Source organism: Agrobacterium vitis, from assembly GCF_014926405.1.
Classification (GTDB): Bacteria; Pseudomonadota; Alphaproteobacteria; order Rhizobiales; family Rhizobiaceae; genus Allorhizobium; species Allorhizobium vitis_H.
The window spans coordinates 1,906,021-1,925,147 of record NZ_JACXXJ020000005.1 but is presented as its reverse complement, the minus strand read 5'-3'; the positions used below and the strand labels follow the sequence as shown (position 1 = coordinate 1,925,147).

The window sequence follows — 19,127 nt, the reverse complement described above, 5'->3', positions numbered from 1 at the left end:
CGCCAACCTTTATATGCCGGAAGGCATTGAAAACGAAGGCGGGAACAATGGAATCGGTAACGGAATCGGCGGTATCTCAGGAAACGGTTATCCTGGCGGGAGAAGAGGTCGCGCGCGAGGAATTGCTCTCCAGCCCGCATCGCTTCATCAACCGCGAATTTTCCTGGCTGCAATTCAATCGGCGAGTGCTTGAGGAAACCCTGAACACCGCCCATCCGCTGCTGGAGCGTGTGCGCTTCCTGTCGATTTCCGCCGCCAACCTGGATGAGTTTTTCATGGTGCGCGTCGCCGGGCTGGAAGGCCAGGTGCGCCAGGGCATTGTTATCAAGAGCCCTGATGGACGCACGCCGGTTGAGCAGCTGGAAGATATCCTCAAGGAAATCGACAATCTGCAAATGGAACAGCAGGCGTCGCTGGCCGTCTTGCAGCAATATCTCGCCAAGGAAGACATTCTGATCGTTCGGCCCTCGGCTCTTTCCGAGGAAGACCGCACCTGGCTGGGGACCGAATTTGAGCAGTCGATCTTTCCCGTCCTGACGCCACTGTCCATCGATCCGGCCCATCCGTTCCCGTTCATTCCCAATCTCGGCTTTTCCATGGGCCTGCAACTGGAAAGCCTGCATGGCAAGGAGCCGATGACGGCACTGCTGCGCCTGCCGACTGCGCTGGACCGCTTCATTCGCCTGCCCGACGACAAAAACACCATCCGCTACATCACGCTCGAAGATGTGGTCGGCATGTTCATCCACCGGCTCTATCCCGGTTATGAGGTCAAGGGTTACGGCACGTTCCGCATCATCCGCGACAGCGATATCGAGGTCGAGGAAGAGGCCGAAGATCTGGTCCGGTTTTTCGAAACTGCTCTGAAACGCCGTCGCCGCGGCAAGGTGATCCGCATCGAAACCGATTCGGAAATGCCAGCGGCGCTGCGCCAGTTCGTGGTGCAGGAATTGAATGTGCCTGATAATCGCGTCGCGGTTCTGCCGGGGCTGTTGGCGCTGAATACTATCTCTGAAATTACCAAGGCACCGCGTGAAGATTTGCGGTTTGAGCCTTACAATGCCCGTTTCCCGGAGCGGGTTCGTGAGCATATGGGCGATTGCCTGGCGGCCATCCGCGAGAAGGACATGGTGGTTCACCACCCTTACGAAAGCTTCGATGTCGTGGTGCAGTTCCTGCTGCAGGCCGCTCGTGATCCCGACGTGCTGGCCATCAAGCAGACGCTTTACCGCACCTCCAATGACAGCCCGATTGTCCGCGCCCTGATCGATGCCGCCGATGCCGGAAAATCGGTGACGGCGCTGGTGGAGTTGAAGGCCCGGTTTGATGAAGAGGCCAATATCCGCTGGGCGCGCGACCTGGAGCGGGCTGGCGTGCAGGTGGTGTTCGGCTTTATCGAGCTGAAGACCCATGCCAAGATGTCGATGGTGGTGCGCCGCGAGGACGGCAAGCTCAGGACCTATTGCCATCTCGGCACCGGCAACTACCACCCGATTACCGCGAAGATCTATACGGACCTGTCGTTCTTTACCTGCAATCCGAAGATTGCTCACGACATGGCCAATGTCTTCAATTTCATCACCGGCTATGGCGAGCCGGAGGAAAACATGAAGCTGGCGGTGTCTCCCTACACGATGCGCTCGCGTATTCTGCGCCATATCGAGGAAGAAACCAGCAATGCCAAGGATGGCAAGCCGTCCGGCATCTGGATGAAGATGAATTCGCTGGTCGATCCTGAGATCATCGATGCGCTCTACCGCGCCAGCCGCGCTGGCGTTGAGGTGGATCTGGTCATTCGCGGCATCTGCTGCCTGCGGCCGCAGGTGGCGGGTCTCTCGGAAAATATCCGGGTCAAGTCGATTATCGGACGCTTCCTCGAACACAGCCGGATTTTCTGCTTCGGCAACGGCCATCGTCTGCCCTCTGAAAAGGCGCTGGTCTATATCGGCTCGGCCGATATGATGCCGCGCAATCTGGACCGGCGTGTCGAAACCTTGGTGCCGCTGGTCAACCCAACGGTGCATGAACAGGTTCTCTCGCAGATCATGCTGGGCAATCTGATTGACAACCAGCAGAGCTACGAGATATTGCCCGATGGAACGTCGAGGCGCATCGATGTGCGCGCAGGCGAGGAACCTTTTAACGCGCAACAGTATTTCATGACTAATCCCAGCCTGTCAGGGCGGGGTGAAGCTTTGAAGTCAAGTGCGCCGAAGCTGATCGCCGGGGTTGTTTCCGGTCGGAAAAGCTAAGCAGGTTTTCCAAAAGGCGGGTGGACCGGCTTTCGGAGAGACCTGCAAAGCAAGTGAACGCCAAACTGGATACGCATGACCCAATCCGAAGCGCAGGGGCGTCTCCCCGGAATTTCCCCTGTTTCCGTCGTCGATATCGGCTCGAATTCCATTCGTCTGGTGATCTACGAAGGCCTGTCGCGGGCGCCTGCCATTCTCTTTAACGAGAAAGTGCTGTGCGGTCTGGGCAAGGGCCTCGCCAAGACCGGCAGGATGGATGAAGAGGGTGTCAGGCGCGCGCTTTTGGCGCTGAAGCGTTTTCACGCCTTGTCGCAGCAGGCCCGTGCGGTCTCCATGCATGTTCTGGCAACGGCGGCGGCGCGCGAGGCGCAAAACGGTCCCGCGTTCATCGCCGAGGCCGAAGCAATCCTCGACCATAAAATCGAGGTTTTGTCCGGCGAGGAAGAGGCGCTCTATTCCGCCTATGGCATCATCAGCGGCTTTCATGACCCGGATGGTATTGCCGGCGATTTGGGCGGCGGTTCTCTCGAGCTGGTCGATGTCAAGGGGCAGGCGATTGGCAAGGGAATTACCCTGCCACTCGGCGGCTTGCGGCTATCGGAACTGTCAGAAGGCTCACTTGAAAAGGCGGCCAGTTTTGCCCGCAAGCAGGTACGCTCGGCCAGCCTTTTAAAAAACGGCCAGGGGCGGACTTTTTATGCGGTCGGTGGCACATGGCGCAATATTGCCAAGCTGCATATGGAAATCCGCAATTATCCCCTGCATATGATGCAGGGCTATGAAGTGTCCACTGCCGAGATGATGCAGTTTCTCGACGAAATCCTGACTGGTGTTAGCGCCCGCGCACCGGCTTGGCAGACTGTTTCCAAGAGCCGCCGCACATTGATTCCTTTTGGCGCGGTTGCGCTTCGCGAAGTGCTGGAGGCCATGCAGCCTGCCCGGGTCTGCTTTTCCGCGCAAGGCGTGCGGGAGGGCTATCTTTATTCCAAGCTGTCGGACGAGATCCGCGCGCTGGACCCATTGCTGGAAGCCGCCGACGAATTGGCAATCCTGCGCGCCCGCTCGCCGGAACATGCGCGTGAGCTTGCAGAGTGGTCCGGCGCGATGATGCCGTTTTTCGATGTCGTGGAGACGGAGGAAGAGGCGCGTTATCGTCAGGCCGCCTGCCTTCTGGCCGATCTGAGCTGGCGCGCCCATCCCGATTATCGCGGCTTGCAGGCGCTGAACCTGATTGCCCACTCCTCCTTTGTCGGCATCAGCCATCCGGGCCGGGCCTTTATCGCGCTCAGCAATTATTACCGGTTCGAAGGCCTGCATGACGATGGGCAGACCGGTCCGCTCGCCACCATTGCCACGCAGAGACTGCTGGATCGGGCAAAGCTATTGGGTGGGCTGCTGCGCGTGGTCTATCTGTTTTCGGCCTCGATGCCGGGCGTGGTCAATCATCTGACCTTCGAACGGTCAAAGCGGTCGGATCTCGACCTCGAATTCGTGGTTCCAAAGGACTATGACGATTTTGCCGGGGAGCGCTTGGATGGCCGTTTGCAGCAACTGTCGAAACTGACAGGCAAGCGGCTGGCCTTTCGGTTTGAGTGAGCTGATTTCTGCTGTTGTTATTGGTGATCGTTGATCTCGTCTGCCCGTGATCCGGCAAGTCCCTCAGTCAGCGCTTTACGAAAGGCCGCGAGCGTTTCGGCGCTGACATAGTGCTCGATTCCTTCGGCGTCGATCCGCGCGGTCTTTTCGCAGACGCCGAGCATTTTCAGAAAATCCTCAACAGTCTCGTGCCGCTCCCGGCTTTCCTGCGCCAGTTTTTCTCCGGCCTCGGTCAGGAAAACTCCGCGATAGGGCTTGCGGGAAATCAGACCGCCCTCGGTCAGCCGTGCCAGCATCTTGGCCACGGTCGGTTGGGCGACGCCGAGCCGTTGGGCGATATCGACCTGACGGGCCTCCTGACCTTCGGCGATCAGATCTGCGATCAGTTCGACATAATCCTCCACCAGCGCGCTGCGTTGCGCCTCGCGCGCCTGCCGGAAGCCTTCAGAATGGGCGTCGGCATCCGGCAGGGAACCGGTCCGGGGCTTTGAAGGTGACGTGCGCGCCAAATGCTGGTCCTCGTATTCAGTGGGGTACTCGCCTTGCACCATTTTTGACGCAACCGTGCGCTGTGGCCTGGTCAAGGCGAAACAATGCAGTAGCAAGTCTTGGCCTTGATGACCAGCCTCCGGCGGCTTTCGAAAAACAGCGGGATTGCGGGATGCGGCCCAGAGGCAGAGCCTTCGAATAAAGCCAAAGCAATAGAATATAGCCTATTGCATAATTAAAAAAACCGGCGCAGATTGTTGCGAATTAATCGCAATAAAAACAGGCTACGGGCACTTATGTCGAAATTGGAAACCAGTCCCGCCCCGAAAGGGGCCTGGGGTTTTGCGCGGCCAGGAGATGACCGCGCCAGTCTGCCGGAAGTGCATGCCTCTATCCATGTGCCGAAGATCGGCTCCTGGATGCGTAAGCTGATGGCCTTTGCCGGACCGGGCTATATGATTTCGGTCGGCTATATGGATCCCGGCAATTGGGCGACGGATATCGCTGGCGGGTCGCAGTTCGGCTATACGCTTTTGTCGGTCATCATGATTTCCAACCTGATGGCGATCCTGTTGCAGGCGCTGTCAGCCCGGCTTGGCATTGCCACCGGGCGGGATCTCGCCCAGGCCTGCCGCGATCATTATTCGCCGCCGGTGCGCATCTGTCTGTGGCTGGCCTGCGAAGTGGCGATTATCGCCTGCGATCTGGCGGAAGTGATCGGTACGGCCATCGCCCTGCAATTGCTGTTCGGCATTCCGCTGATCGGCGGGGCGCTGATTACCGCGCTCGATACCTTCCTGCTCTTGCTGTTGATGAACAAGGGTTTTCGTTTCCTGGAAGCCTTCGTGGTCTCGATGCTGACCATTATCGCCCTGTGTTTCCTGGCGCAGATCATCGCCGCCCAACCGCCGGTCGCCGAGATTCTGTCGGGCTTCATTCCGTCTACGGAAGTGATCACCAATCGCGAAATGCTCTATGTCGCCATCGGCATTATCGGCGCGACTGTTATGCCTCATAATCTCTACCTGCATTCCTCCATCGTCCAGACCCGCGCCTATGAGCGCAATGACCGTGGCCGCAAGGATGCGATCAAATGGGCGACGCTGGACAGCACGATTGCGCTGATGCTGGCGCTGTTCGTCAATGCCTCGATCCTGATTATCGCCGCCGTGGTGTTTCATGCCAATGGTCGCACCGATGTGGAGGAAATCGAGCAGGCGCATCAATTGTTGTCGCCGCTTCTGGGCTTCGGCCTTGCCTCCACTCTGTTTGCCGTGGCGCTGCTGGCCTCCGGCATCAATTCCACGGTCACGGCAACGCTGGCTGGACAGATCGTCATGGAAGGGTTCCTGCGGCTGACCATCCCCAATTGGGCGCGCCGCCTGCTGACCCGCTGTCTGGCGATCATTCCTGTGGTGATCGTCACCTGGCTTTACGGCAACAAGGGAACGGCGGAACTGCTGGTGCTGAGCCAGGTCATCTTGTCGATGCAATTGCCCTTTGCCGTCGTGCCGTTGGTGCAATTCGTCAGCGATAAGCGCAAGATGGGTTCGTTCGTCATTTCCCGCTGGACGGCTGCCCTGGCCTGGGTGATCGCCGCGATCATCATCGCGCTCAATCTCAAACTGCTCTGGGATGTCTTCAGCGGGGCTGTGTAAGCGCCAGCACGGCAAAGCTTGCAAGCCAATGCTCGCCCATATAGTCGCCCGCGACATGGGCGAGTGCAGTATCCAGATGCCGCTCGGCGGCTTGGGTAAGCACCAGGCTTGCAGCGTCCCGACCCGTCAGCGCTGCTGCCAGCGAATAAAAGCACCAGGCCCGGCTGAGGTTTAGCCCGTCCAGATGGGCGATCTTGCCATCGCTGCGGTCGGAAACATTGGCGGGCTGCATCAGATGCGCAGGCTCACCGCGGTCGAGATCTGGCAGGAAGCGCGACAGCCAGTTGGAAAATTCCGCAGGCGGCAGAAGCTGGCGCATGCATTCGGCCTCAATCAGCGATGAGGACAGGAATTCGTCGCCGGAGGGTTCTCCCCAGGCCGTGCAAGTATGGTCGTCGCCATACCAGCGCCGGGCCGTTTGCTCAAGAAGCGTCAGGAATGCGGAATTGCCCGACACTTGCCCATAGTCTGCGGCCAGCCGCAGGGCAAAAGCGGTATTGTAATGGGTGCCGACCCGAACCGGATAGGTCGCCAGCGGCAAAAATGCCTCAAAGCGTGCAACGATCCGTTGGGTCAGCGGCAGCAAGGCCTGCGCCCAATCCGGCTGTTCGTGACCCTCCAATTCGGCGGCAAGGGCCAGAAGCCAGCCCCAGCCATAGGGCCTTTCATAGCCGCGCGATGATGGCCTGTCGAAATAGCGGCATTCTCCGGCGATATTTTCCGCCACCAGCATGGTATCGAACAGGTCGCGGATGGCCGGTGCCGATGGCATGGAGGGGAAAAGCCTGAGCAGCCGCGCCAGCATCCAATAGCCATGCACGCAGGAATGCCAGTCGAAACTGCCGTAGAACACCGGATGCAGGGCCGAGGGCGTCACTTCAGTCTCAGCACCATCGAACACATGCATGATGTGATTGGGATATTCCCTGGTAACGTGGCCAAGGGCAATTTCGGCAAAGCTATTTGCCGTCGCGATATCCAGAATCCTCTGTCGCATGGCCATCAATCTTCCCCCTCGGCGATCAGCAAGTCACCCCAATCGGCCCGGCGCGCCGCCTTGAAGAGTGCGCCATCACGGCGGCTGAGAGTGGTTTCCTCTGCCGTTCCATTGCCTTGGCACAGTTTCAGCTTCACCATGCCGCTGGCCAGCCGGGGCGGCAACAGGACCCGCGCACCGGATAAGGTCACAGGCTGGCGCGAGGCGGCGATGAAAATGTATTTCTCGTCTTCCCACGGCACTTCGCCGTGTTTCACCTGCCGATGCAGGCGGGAACGGGCAACGCGCCTTGAAAAGTGACACCAGTCCGGGCTGACGATCGGACAGAGCTGCTGGTGAGGGCAGGGTGCAAGCAGATGGGCGCCCGCATCGAGAAGTGCCTGCCGTGCCGTGACGATCCGCTGCCAGCCAGCTGGCGTGCCGGGCTCGACAATGATGATCGTGCCGGCGGTCAAGGACCAGAGCTTTGCTGTCATGCTTGCCACCGCATCGATCGGTAACTCATCGAGCACATAGGCCAGCGTCACCAGATCGGCCGGAGCCATAACCGGCAGGGTCTTGGTGAGATCGCCCGCCTGCCAGTCGCAGGCAAAGGGCAGGGCTTGCGAGAGGCTTTTGCCGATGGCGCGAATGGCAGGGCTGGCCTCGATCAGCGTCGCCTGTTCCAATTGCGGCCAGCAGTCGACGGCGGCCCAAAGCGCGGTGCCGGGGCCGGAGCCGAAATCGCTCAAGGTTCTGGGTGCAAAATCCGCCTGCACCTCGGCCACCATGTCCATCGCCGCCCTGACGGCGGCGAAAGTGGCGGGCAGGCGAGCGGCGAGATAAGCGCGTGCGGCCAGATCGTCGCTGATATGCAGCTGCCCATCGCGTACTTCCTTGCGGTAGCGCTGCGACAGGCGCTCGGCGGCTTTCATCAAGGGCGCAAGCGGTTGATGTTCCAGCAGGCGCTCAACGGCGCTTTTCAGGGGTGGGGGGAGTTCCAAGGTAACGGTCCGGCGGGTTGAAGAATTGGGAAACAGTGCTGCGAGGGCGATCTTATCAGCCTGACGTTACGCTGTCCCATTCCGGTTTCAGCAGTGACATCTGCACGAGGTCACCGCGTTGATCCTGACGGTGGCCATAGGCCCCGCGCAGCACGCCTTCCTGTTGAAAGCCGAGCTTGGTGTAAAGCGCGTGGGCGCGCCGGTTATTCGGTATATGGGTCAGCCAGACACGATAGGCGGAGGTGGTGGTGAATGCCCAATCCAGCGCAAGCCGCATCATCGCCGTGCCGGTTCCCTTTTCGGGAGCGGCAACCACGACGCGCTTGATATAGAGATTATCCTGCGGATCATTGATGTCGCGGAACAACACGAAGCCGAGCGGCTCGCCACCCGGCGACACGGCGATCCGATAGGCCTTCGCCGGGTCATTGAGATTGGCAAGATGTTCCGCCGCGCTGAACCGGCCGACCAGCAGGTCGTAACCGGGTTGGCGCTCCGCTGACATCATGAACCCGATATCGCCTTCTGTGGCCGCGCGCAGCGACACCATCAAGGTTCGATAAATTCGACGGCTTCGATCTTCTTGCCGACGAAGCGGAGGGCAACCCCGCCATTGATCAGCTTCAGCGCCGATTCGCCGAACAGATCACGCCGCCAGCCACGCATGGCCTGCACATCGGCCTGTTCGCCCTCGACGGCAATCTTTTCCAGGTCGTCGGTATTGGCGATCATCTTGGCGGCGACGCCATGCTGTTCGCAAGTCAGGCGCAGCAGCACCTTGAGCAGTTCCACCGCCGGTGCCGTGCCTTCCGGTACATGGTTCTGGCGCTGGACCTGCGGCCATTCGGCCTTGGGGATCGCCAGGGCGGCATTGACCGCCTCGATGATCGCGCCGCCCGGCGTTGAGCGTTCCCAACCCTTCGGAATGGTCCGGAGCCGTCCGAGCGCTTCGACATCCCTGGGCTGCTGCTGGGCGATTTCGAAAATGGCGTCGTCCTTGATCACCCGCGAACGGGGCACATTGCGGGCGCGGGCCTCACGCTCGCGCCAGGCGGTGACGGCCTTCATCACCATCAGTTCCTGCGGTTTTCTCAGCCGCATTTTCAGGCGCTGCCAGGCATCGTCCGGGTGTAGATCATAGGTGTCGCGGGATTCGAGGATGGCCATTTCTTCGCTCAGCCAGCTGGCGCGGCCCTCACGTTCCAGTTCTGCGTTCAGAGTCAGGTAGACATCGCGCAGATGGGTGACATCGGCGAGCGCATAATCCAGCTGCTTTTCCGAAAGCGGACGGCGGCTCCAGTCGGTAAAGCGCGAGCTTTTGTCGATATGGATATTCTTGATCTTCTGGACCAGTTGGTCATAGGACACGCTGTCGCCAAAGCCGCAGACCATGGCCGCGACCTGGGTGTCGAAGATCGGATGGGGAATGAGATTGCCCAGGTGAAAAATGATTTCAATATCCTGGCGCGCGGCGTGAAACACCTTGATCACATCGCCATTGGCCATCAACTTGAAAAAGGGTGCAAGGTCGAGCCCCTCGGCCAGCGGATCGACGATCACTTCCAGATCGGGACTGGCCATCTGGATCAGGCACAGCTCAGGCCAGAAAGTGGTTTCACGCAGGAATTCAGTATCAATGGTGATAAATTCAGATTTGGCCAGTTTTTCGCAAGCGGCTTCTAAATCTTGAGTTGTAGAAATCATTGGGCCCCGGCATATCTCTTCGAATTCATTTCTTTCCTTCCCCCTTGCGTCCTTATTGTCAAGTTGATGACAAGGTTTGAGGCCGTCTATGGCCAAAACTCCCCGGTTTTTAACGGATCGTGACGCCAATGTGACCGAGAGGACACGGTGCCTGTCCAAGGCCTCGGCGGCAGCGGGTTCGGGGCGGTTTTCTACCTGGGCATGAAGCACGAATGCCGAATGAGAATGCCTCCGGTCACGAGACCCTGACATAGCTGGTCATGCCGGTCTTCTGGTGCTCGATGATATGGCAATGCAAAACCCAGTCACCAGGATTGTCGGCCACCAAAGCGAGTTGCACCTTTTCATCGGGCATGACCAGATAGGTATCGGAGATCAGCGGTACCGCAGGGCGGTTGTTGGAGGCAATCACCTGGAAATTCATGCCGTGCAGATGGATGGGGTGGGCGTGAGGCGTGTCGTTCACCAGGTCGAAGATATAGCTCTTGCCCAGCTTCAATTCGGCCAGCGGCGCGGTCGGGTCCGGTGTGTCGCCCGGCCATGTCACCTTGTTGATTGCCCAGAAGGAATAGCCGAGCGTGCCGCAGATTGACTCTTTCGCGCCGTTTTCCGCCGTAGCGGAAAGCACCAGCGGAATATGCTGGGCGGATGCGAGATCTGGCTTGTCGAAAGGATTGGGCCGCAGCGGCGGGACGTCCTTCAGGTCGCGTTTCAAGGACGCGCCGGTGGCGCGGAAACTGACAACGGTTTTTGGCGTGCTGGGGCGAATATCGGTCAGCCGCGCTTCACTGCCTTCGCCTTCGGGCATTTTCAGGATGATGTCCATGCGCTGGCCGGGGGCGACGATAGCAAGCTGCATCGGTAGGATCGTCGGCACCGGCTGGCCATCCAGCGCGACGATCACCGCCTCTGCGCCTTCCAGCTTCAGCGTATAGATCCGCGTTACGTCGGTATTGACGATCCGCACCCGGGTAAAGCCGCCGCTGGGCGCATCGTAGCGCGGCTCCACCTGCCAATTGGCGGTGCGCACCGTGCCGAAGGTTCCGGCCCGGGCGGTGTCGCGCGGCTTGAACAGCGCGATGAACTGGCCATCGTCGCCCAGCCGCCAGTCGCGCAGATTGAGATCGATTTCCGCGTCGAAGACCGGGTCATCGGGGTCCTCGACGACGATCATCCCGGTCATGCCCGTCGCCATCTGGGTCAGCGTGTTGCAATGCGGGTGATACCAGAACGTACCGGCATCCGGCGGCGTGAAGGCATAATCGAAGCTGTCGCCCTGATAGACATAAGGCTGGGTCAGGAACGGCACGCCGTCCATCGCGTTTGGAATCCGCAAGCCATGCCAGTGAATGGTGGTGGCATCGTCGATATGGTTGATCAGTTTTGCCGCGAAAGGCTCGCCCCGGCGCATGCGGATGGTGGGTGGCATTGCCGCCGTCTGGCCAGGCAACGCAAAACTCATCAGCTTTTTCGTCTCGTGGCTGCCATCGAGGGTGGCCGAGGTAAACCGCGCCTCGATTTCCAGCGGCTTGGGGGCGGCAAAGGCCATGCGCGTGCCCTGGAAGCGGCTGGCAATGCCGAGCCCTGCGCCATAGGCAGTGGCAACAGCGGAGGCTTTCAACAGGGTGCGGCGGGAGAGAATGGGCATGATGGGCGGTTCCAGCGTCGGACGGGACGCAGATCTTTTAAAGTTGATTATCGAAATCAGCAATATCCCAGGCCGATGCCGCCGAGCCTATTTCCGCTTCGTTCGCACAGGTGCTGCGAGCTTGCTGAAAAAGGCCGAGGTGCGTAGCAGCGCCCGGAAGGGATAGCGTCGCTCCTCAGTCGGGACCGCTTCGCGCGCCCGCATCCGCACCAGGGTATAGAGGATGAACAGCGCAAGCACGACGACCATATAGCTAAACAACGCCCTTGGTCCGAAATGGTCGAGCAGGACAGAAGCAAACATCGGCCCGACCACCGCTCCGCAAGACCAGAAGAACAGCGTTCCCGCCGAGACCAGCGCATGTTGGCCGGGGGCGGCATGGTCATTGGCATGGGCCGAGCACAGCGAATAAAGCGGCATGGCAAAGGCACCGAACAGGAAAATCCCGATGAAATTGAGGATTTCGTTCGCTCCCGCCACAAATGTCAGGAACAGCCCAGCCAGCATGGCACCGCCTGCCGCCACCAAAATGATTGTGCGCCGATCCAGCTTGTCGGAATAATGGCCGAGTGGATATTGCAGCACGACGCCTGCAAAAATCCCGATGCTCATGAATGTGACGATGGCCGTGACCGACATGCCGATGCCTTCTGCATAGATGGGTCCAAGCGAACGGAAGCTGGAATTGGTGAGCCCGACGACGATGCATCCGACCGTGGCCAGCGGGGAAATGCCCCACAGGGCCTTGATGTTAAACTCCACATGCCGGGGCGGGGTGGGGCTGGTGCGGTCGGCAAAGGAAATCGGCACCAGAGACAGAGATAGCGCCATGGCGATCAGCGCAAACAGATCCACACCGGAAATGCCGACCGCCGGAATGATATATTGCGCGACCGTCACTGAGCCGAGATCGACGAAGCGATAGATCGACAAGGTGCGCGCCCGTGTCTCATTGGTGACGCGGGCATTGAGCCAGCTTTCCACCACGGCAAACAGCCCGGCAAAGCAGACGCCCTGGATCAGCCGCATCGAAAACCACGCGGCAGGGTGGATGAAGATCAGCATGGCGATGGAGGCGGCAGAGGCAATCGCCGCCAGCCCGGCAAAGGCGCGGATATGGCCGATTTCCCGGATCAGCCGGGTGACATAGATGCAGCCGATGGCAAAGCCGATATTATAGCCGGTGCCGACCACGCCGATCATCGTCGTCGAGAACCCTTCTTCAAGGGCACGCAGCGAAATGAACGTGCCCTGCAAGCCATTGCCGCCGATCAGAATACCGGCGGTGACGAGCAGGGGCAAAAGCGGACGTATATCGTTCATGATGGGCCGGATTTTCAAATGCAGGTGAGTCGGGCTATAACAGCATGCGACGTTTACCCCGGCAGGAGATGCCGATATAGCGTAAATCCAAAGCGTAAAAGCCTGTAGCCTTGACAAATCGGGCCGGCCATGCGCTTTTCCGCCCGATTTTCCATGCCAGCCAAGCGCGCATTCCTTGCGTCCGTGCTGACCTTTTACACATGTCCAGGATCGTTCGAAATGCATCGTTATCGCAGCCACACCTGTGCCGCTCTCCGCAAGTCCGATGTTGGTGCCACCGTGCGCCTTTCCGGCTGGGTCCACCGCGTCCGCGACCACGGCGGCGTTCTCTTCATCGACCTTCGTGACCATTACGGCATCACGCAGGTGGTGGCCGATCCCGATAGCCCGGCCTTCAAACTGGCCGAGACCGTGCGCGGCGAATGGGTGATCCGCATCGATGGCGTGGTCAAGGCCCGCGCCGATGAGACCGTCAACAAGGCCATGCAAACCGGCGAAATCGAGCTTTATGCGCAGGAAATCGAAATTCTCGCCGTCGCCAAGGAATTGCCGCTGCCGGTGTTTGGCGAGCCGGACTATCCAGAAGATGTGCGCCTGAAGTACCGCTTCATCGACCTTCGCCGCGAGACCCTGCACAAGAACATCGTCAAGCGCACCCAGATTATTTCATCCATGCGCAACGGCATGAGTGAGCTTGGCTTTGCCGAATACACCACGCCCATCCTAACCGCCTCTTCGCCCGAAGGTGCGCGTGACTTTCTGGTGCCAAGCCGTATCCACGAAGGCCAGTTCTTCGCCCTGCCGCAGGCTCCGCAGCAGTATAAACAGCTGTTGATGGTGGCTGGTTTCGACCGTTACTTCCAGATCGCCCCTTGCTTCCGCGATGAAGACCCGCGTGCTGACCGCCTGCCGGGCGAGTTCTACCAGCTCGACGTGGAAATGAGCTTCGTGACCCAGGAAGATGTCTGGACCACGATGGAACCGATGATGACCAAGGTGTTCGAACAGTTTGCCGAAGGCAAGCCCGTGACGAAGCAATGGCCACGCATTCCCTATGATGAAGCCATCCGCAAATACGGCTCCGACAAGCCAGACCTGCGCAACCCGATTGTTATGCAGGCTGTGACCGAGCATTTTGCTGATTCAGGATTCAAGATTTTCGCAAGCATGATTGCCGCCAACCCGAAGGTTGAGGTCTGGGCGATCCCGGTCAAGCATACGGAAGCAACCGGCGCGATTGGCCGCGCCGTCTGCGACCGCATGAATGCCTGGGCGCAGTCCACCGGCCAGCCGGGCCTTGGCTATATCTTCTGGAAGGAAGAAGACGGCAAGGTTGCCGGTTCCGGCCCATTGGCCAAGAATATTGGCGAAGAACGCACCGCCGCCATTGCCGCCCAGCTTGGCCTTGGCGCTGGCGACGCCTGCTTCTTCGTCGCCGGTGATCCGGCCAAGTTCTACAAGTTCGCTGGCGAAGCCCGCACCCGTGCAGGCGAAGAGCTGAACCTGATTGACCGCGACCGGTTTGAAATGTGCTGGATTGTCGACTTCCCGTTCTACGAATGGAGCGAGGAAGAAAAGAAGATCGACTTCGCCCACAACCCGTTCTCCATGCCGCAGGGCGGGTTGGAAGCCTTCGACAGCCAAGACCCGCTGACACTCAAGGCTTACCAATATGACGCTGTCTGTAACGGCTTTGAAATCGCTTCCGGCTCGATCCGTAACCAGTCACCAGAACTGATGGTCAAGGCGTTCGAGAAGGTTGGTCTCAGCCAGACGGACGTGGAAGAACGCTTCGGCGGCCTCTACCGCGCCTTCCAATACGGCGCACCGCCGCATGGCGGCTGCGCATTCGGTATCGACCGTGTGGTCATGCTGCTGGTGGGCGCCAAGAACCTGCGCGAAATCTCGCTGTTCCCGATGAACCAGCAGGCGCAGGATCTGTTGATGGGCGCACCGGCTCCGGCAACGCCGACTCAGCTGCGCGAATTGGCGTTGCGCGTGGTGCCGACGCCTAAGAAAGACTGAACCGATGTGGTCCCGGTTTGCTAGCCATATCCGGGATGCCTTCAGCCACGCGACCGCCGCAGCTTTAGCTGCGGCGGTCGCGTTTTATGGTGCCCACTGGCTGTTCGGCCATCAGCAGCCGATTTTTGCCGCCATAGCCGCAATCATCTGTCTGGCTCCGGGCATTCCCAATCACCTGCGCCAAGGTATCAATGTTGTCATTGGCGTGACCATCGGCATCGCGGTCGGCGAGCTGATCTTTCTCCTGCCGATAACCGTACTCGGCGTCCAGATTTCGCTCGCCATATTCGCCGCGATGTTTCTGGGCGCGCTGGCCAATCTGGCACCCGTCACGCCTATCCAGGCTGGCGCCTCAGCACTTCTGGTCATCCTGCTTGGCCCTGCGACCGGTGGGCTGGTGCGCTTTCTCGATGTCATCATCGGCGTCTCCACCGGACTTGTCTTCGCGCTCATCCTGTTTCGCAATGCGACGACACTGCATGACACAGCGACCACGCCCAGCAACGATGCAGGGCAGGAGCCGCAGGAAAAATAGCGCAATCTGCAATAACGCATTTCACAAAAAAAGCCGCCAGTCTGGCGGCTTTTATCGTCTGTGTTCGAGCTTGACGCTCCTCAGTCGTTCGACGTTACCTTAGCGCCCAGAACCTTGGGCAGCGTCTCCGGTGCGCCCATGGCTGCGCCGACGATCATCGGGAAGGGGACCGGGTTCTGCGGTTCCGCGGAGATCGTCAGGCTCTTCGGATTGTCGATATAGGCATTGACGGCTGACGTGACGACATTCTGGAAATCGCCAAGCTTGGCCTGGGCCAGCATCAAAGGCATCATGGCCTTGACCATCTGGCCCATATCCTTGCCCGAGACGCCTTGTTGGCTGCCGCTATAGGCCAGTGCCCGCTCGGTAATGCCGGCATCGTCGAAGCGGATATCGGCGCCCAGGAAGGACATTTGCTGCATCAGACCGAGAATGGCAATGCCGGAGGCCTGCTGCGCCTGCGGGTCCTTGGCATTGGTTTCCATGGCCCGGGCGGTTTCCTGAAGTTGCTTGACCAGGTCCAGCGTATAACCGGACAGGCCGAGCGCCACCGTCAGCTTACCAACATTCTTGAAATCGAGCGTGTAGTTTTGAACGTCAATCGTTCCCGATTGCAGTTCCCAGCTGCCTTTCATGGTCATGCCGCCATCGAGCATGCTGATCCCGAGCTTTTCGATTGCATCGCGGCTCTTCGGATCGTCGACGGTGGACAGATCGAGCTTGAAGCCTTTGACAGTCCCTTCGAAAGCGAGGCTGGCGCCATCGTCCTCGATTGCCGTTGTCGCTTCGGCCTCGGCCATGGACAACACTTCCTTGCCATCCGCCTTGACGCTGATCGGGCCGCTATGGGCCTTCTCGTAAAACAGCATGGAGGCGAGGTCGCCGCCATCGGTCTTGGCCGGAACGGTGACGCCGGACAGGTAGAGATCGGAGGCGGTGACGGTTGAGTTGTTTTCAACCAGATTGAGCGGCTGAAAATCGACCCGGTCGATTTCGTAGGAGCCGTCCTGGTTTTCGATGACGCCACTCATCTTCACGTCACCGATGGAGACTGGCGCGGCATCCGGGCCGGTATCCGACGCTTTGGCTGGCTTCAGCTTGGTACCCCGCAGCGTCACGACATCGCCGTTGATATCGATGGAACTGGCGGTAATGGCGGCATTGCCCCCGGTATAGGATTTATTGATCTTGGCGAGCAAATCCTGGCCATCCAGCGCAAAAGCTGCTGAGGGAAGCACGAGAATGGCGGCACTGACCGAGAGGATACGGCGCAGGGCAGGCCCGGCGGATTTATGCGTCGTCATAACAATTCCCTCTAAGAACAAAAGGATATGCGCGATTGCGCGGTCATGATCCTTTATAAGACAGTGCGGAAATCCGCCATGCTTTTTGTCGTACTACTGCATAATTCCTTAAATCGGATTCGATTTAAGGAGAAAATTATGCAGCAGATATAAAGAGCTACAGCGAACCTTTGTGCGCCCTATAGGGCGCACGGCGCTGTAGTTTGATTTTGTCTCATAGACCTTAAACGCCCGGATCGGATAATCCACAGGTGCATCCCCCGGAATCCTTGCCGTGCAAGGGGTTCTCGGCTACGCAAGGGGCATGGGAAAAAGTCTTATACCGCCTGGCGACGGTGGCGATAACGTCACACCGATCGATCTGAAATATGCGCTGGAAGAGCGCTACCTGGCCTATGCGCTGTCGACCATCATGCACCGGGCGCTGCCTGACGTGCGCGATGGGCTGAAGCCGGTGCATCGGCGCATCATCCATGCGATGAGCGAAATGGGGATCAGGCCCAATTCCGCCTTCAAGAAATGCGCCCGTATCGTCGGCGATGTCATCGGTAAATTTCACCCGCATGGCGACCAGTCGGTCTATGACGCACTTGTTCGGCTCGCCCAGGATTTTTCGCAGCGCTATCCCGTCGTCGATGGTCAGGGCAATTTCGGCAATATCGACGGCGATTCGGCGGCTGCCTACCGGTATACCGAAGCAAGGATGACCGACGTTGCCGGGCTTCTGCTTGAGGGTATCGAGCAGGATGCGGTGGATTTTCGTCCGACCTATAACGAGGAAGACGACGAGCCGGTCGTGTTGCCCGGCGCTTTTCCCAATCTGCTCGCCAATGGCGCCTCCGGCATCGCGGTCGGCATGGCAACCTCGATCCCGCCGCACAATGCCCACGAGCTGTGTGATGCGGCGCTTTATCTGATCAAGAACCGTAGCGCTTCTGTCGAAGAGCTGTTTGCCGATCCGGCTCATCCGCAGCGCGGCGGCATCGAGGGACCGGATTTCCCGACCGGCGGCATTGTCATCGAAAGCCGCGAAAGCATGCTGGAAACCTACCGCACCGGGCGCGGCGGTTTCCGGGTGCGGGCCAAATGGGAGACGGAAGACCTCGGGCGCGGCGGCTACCAGATCGTCATCACCCAGATCCCGTTCCAGGTGCAGAAATCACGGTTGATCGAAAAGATCGCTGAGTTGCTGATCGCCAAGCGCCTGCCGTTGCTGGAAGACATTCGCGATGAGTCAGCTGAAGACGTTCGCGTCGTGCTGGTGCCGAAGAGTCGCACGGTTGATCCGACCATCCTGATGGAATCGCTGTTCAAGCTGTCTGAGCTGGAAAGCCGCATCCCGCTGAACATGAACGTCCTCTCCCAAGGTAAAGTGCCGAAGGTGATGGCGCTGAACGAGGTGCTGCTGGAATGGCTGGATCACCGCAAGGACGTGCTGGTGCGCCGGTCGCGCTTCCGTCTGGCGGCCATCGACCGGCGGCTGGAAATTCTCGGCGGCTTGCTGATCGCCTATCTCAATCTCGACGAGGTGATCCGCATCATCCGCGAGGAAGACGAGGCCAAGGACGCGCTGATTGCCCGTTTCGAGCTGACTGACAACCAGGCCGAGGCCATCTTGAATATGCGGTTGCGCAATTTACGCAAGCTCGAGGAATTCGAGATCCGCAAGGAACACGATGCGCTCTCCAAGGAAAAGGCAGAGATCGAGACATTGCTGGCCTCTGACGACCTGCAATGGGGGACTGTCGCTTCGGAAATCGGTGAGGTGAAGAAGAAATACGCCAAGGCGACCGACATTGGCCGCCGCCGCACGCTGTTTGCCAATGCGCCGGACGCCGATGTCGATGCCATTCAGCAGGCGATGATCGAGAAAGAGCCGATAACCGTCGTCATCTCCGAAAAGGGCTGGATACGGGCGCTGAAGGGCCACAGCTACGATAAAGCCAGCCTGACCTTCAAGGAAGGCGATGGTCTGCGCGTGGCCTTCCCGGCGCAGACCACCGACAAGATCCTGCTGCTGACCACCGGTGGCAAGGTCTATACGCTTGGCGGCGACAAGCTGCCCGGCGGGCGCGGCCATGGCGAGCCGATCCGCATCATGGTCGATATGGAAAACGATCAGGATGTGCTGACGGCTTTCGTCCACGATCCAGCCCGCAAGCTGCTGATCGCCTCGACGGGTGGCAATGGCTTCATCGTCGCGGAAAGCGACATCACCGCCAATACCCGCAAGGGTAAGCAGGTGATGAATGTCGGCATGCCTGATGAAACCAAGCTGGTCGTGCCGATTTCCGGCGACCATGTAGCTGTGGTCGGCGAAAATCGCAAAATGGTGGTCTTCCCGCTGGCACAGGTCCCGGAAATGAGCCGCGGCAAGGGCGTGCGCCTGCAACGCTATAAGGACGGCGGTGTCTCCGACATCAAGTGCTTTACCCTTGCAGACGGGCTTTCCTGGGAAGACAGTGCGGGCCGGAGCTTCACCCGCAGCAAGGACGAACTGTTGGAATGGCTGGGCGACCGGGCCGGGTCTGGACGCACGGTTCCCAAGGGCTTCCCGCGCAGCGGCAAATTCAGCGGCTGATTGCCCGTTTCGTCCTGCGCACCATGTAGTGC

14 protein-coding genes are annotated in these 19,127 nt (G+C 59.5%); 6 read left to right on the top strand and 8 right to left on the bottom strand.

Annotated elements, in window-relative coordinates:
- The first annotated feature begins 47 nt into the window (after positions 1–47).
- Entirely contained in the window at positions 48–2,252 is a 2,205-nt protein-coding gene (locus IEI95_RS20250) for an RNA degradosome polyphosphate kinase (protein WP_234891060.1), read from the top strand.
- Between the two features lie 75 nt (positions 2,253–2,327).
- The gene (gene ppx / locus IEI95_RS20245) at positions 2,328–3,848 is read left to right on the top strand and encodes an exopolyphosphatase (RefSeq protein WP_156534208.1); all 1,521 of its coding nucleotides are present in this window, start codon (positions 2,328–2,330) and stop codon (positions 3,846–3,848) included.
- Between the two features lie 17 nt (positions 3,849–3,865).
- Here ppx and mntR read toward each other — a convergent pair whose 3' ends face one another.
- Complete coding sequence (gene mntR, locus IEI95_RS20240) at positions 3,866–4,357, bottom strand: manganese-binding transcriptional regulator MntR (RefSeq protein ID WP_087727733.1); 492 nt, start codon at positions 4,355–4,357, stop codon at positions 3,866–3,868.
- Positions 4,358–4,633: 276 nt separating this feature from the next.
- Here mntR and IEI95_RS20235 point away from each other — a divergent pair, with 276 nt between their 5' ends.
- Positions 4,634–5,995: an Nramp family divalent metal transporter gene (locus IEI95_RS20235; protein WP_156534205.1), complete on the top strand. Its 1,362-nt coding sequence runs from the start codon at positions 4,634–4,636 to the stop codon at positions 5,993–5,995.
- Here the strand turns inward: IEI95_RS20235 and IEI95_RS20230 are convergent.
- From IEI95_RS20230 to IEI95_RS20205, 6 genes are all read right to left on the bottom strand, one after another.
- Positions 5,979–6,998: a DUF2891 domain-containing protein gene (locus IEI95_RS20230; RefSeq protein WP_156534203.1), complete on the bottom strand. Its 1,020-nt coding sequence runs from the start codon at positions 6,996–6,998 to the stop codon at positions 5,979–5,981. The two genes, IEI95_RS20235 and IEI95_RS20230, sit on opposite strands and share 17 nt — an antisense overlap.
- The gene (locus IEI95_RS20225) at positions 6,998–7,975 is read right to left on the bottom strand and encodes a small ribosomal subunit Rsm22 family protein (protein WP_156534200.1); all 978 of its coding nucleotides are present in this window, start codon (positions 7,973–7,975) and stop codon (positions 6,998–7,000) included. The genes IEI95_RS20230 and IEI95_RS20225 overlap by 1 nt, the downstream gene beginning before the upstream one ends.
- 55 nt (positions 7,976–8,030) lie before the next feature.
- Positions 8,031–8,525: a GNAT family N-acetyltransferase gene (locus IEI95_RS20220; protein ID WP_156534198.1), complete on the bottom strand. Its 495-nt coding sequence runs from the start codon at positions 8,523–8,525 to the stop codon at positions 8,031–8,033.
- Positions 8,525–9,679: a ribonuclease D gene (gene rnd / locus IEI95_RS20215; RefSeq protein WP_071585301.1), complete on the bottom strand. Its 1,155-nt coding sequence runs from the start codon at positions 9,677–9,679 to the stop codon at positions 8,525–8,527. Before rnd ends, IEI95_RS20220 begins: the two co-directional genes overlap by 1 nt.
- Positions 9,680–9,914: 235 nt before the next feature.
- Positions 9,915–11,327: a multicopper oxidase family protein gene (locus IEI95_RS20210; protein ID WP_156534196.1), complete on the bottom strand. Its 1,413-nt coding sequence runs from the start codon at positions 11,325–11,327 to the stop codon at positions 9,915–9,917.
- Positions 11,328–11,414: 87 nt separating this feature from the next.
- Positions 11,415–12,650 (bottom strand): MFS transporter, encoded by a 1,236-nt coding sequence (locus tag IEI95_RS20205; RefSeq protein ID WP_156534194.1) that lies wholly within the window; start codon positions 12,648–12,650, stop codon positions 11,415–11,417.
- 219 nt (positions 12,651–12,869) lie between these two features.
- On the opposite strand from IEI95_RS20205, the gene aspS reads away from it, so the two are divergent.
- Positions 12,870–14,675: an aspartate--tRNA ligase gene (gene aspS / locus IEI95_RS20200; RefSeq protein WP_015915565.1), complete on the top strand. Its 1,806-nt coding sequence runs from the start codon at positions 12,870–12,872 to the stop codon at positions 14,673–14,675.
- A gap of 4 nt (positions 14,676–14,679) precedes the next feature.
- Positions 14,680–15,210 (top strand): FUSC family protein, encoded by a 531-nt coding sequence (locus tag IEI95_RS20195; protein WP_156534192.1) that lies wholly within the window; start codon positions 14,680–14,682, stop codon positions 15,208–15,210.
- A gap of 80 nt (positions 15,211–15,290) precedes the next feature.
- On the opposite strand, the gene IEI95_RS20190 is transcribed toward IEI95_RS20195, so the two are convergent.
- Positions 15,291–16,514 carry an aq_1923 C-terminal domain gene (locus tag IEI95_RS20190; RefSeq protein WP_015915567.1) on the bottom strand — a complete coding sequence of 408 codons (1,224 nt, stop codon included), beginning with the start codon at positions 16,512–16,514 and terminating at the stop codon, positions 15,291–15,293.
- Positions 16,515–16,818: 304 nt separating this feature from the next.
- Between IEI95_RS20190 and parC the strand changes: the two genes are divergently transcribed.
- On the top strand, positions 16,819–19,095 hold the full coding sequence (gene parC / locus IEI95_RS20185) for a DNA topoisomerase IV subunit A (RefSeq protein ID WP_156534190.1): 2,277 nt from the start codon (positions 16,819–16,821) through the stop codon (positions 19,093–19,095).
- Positions 19,096–19,127 lie beyond the last annotated feature (32 nt).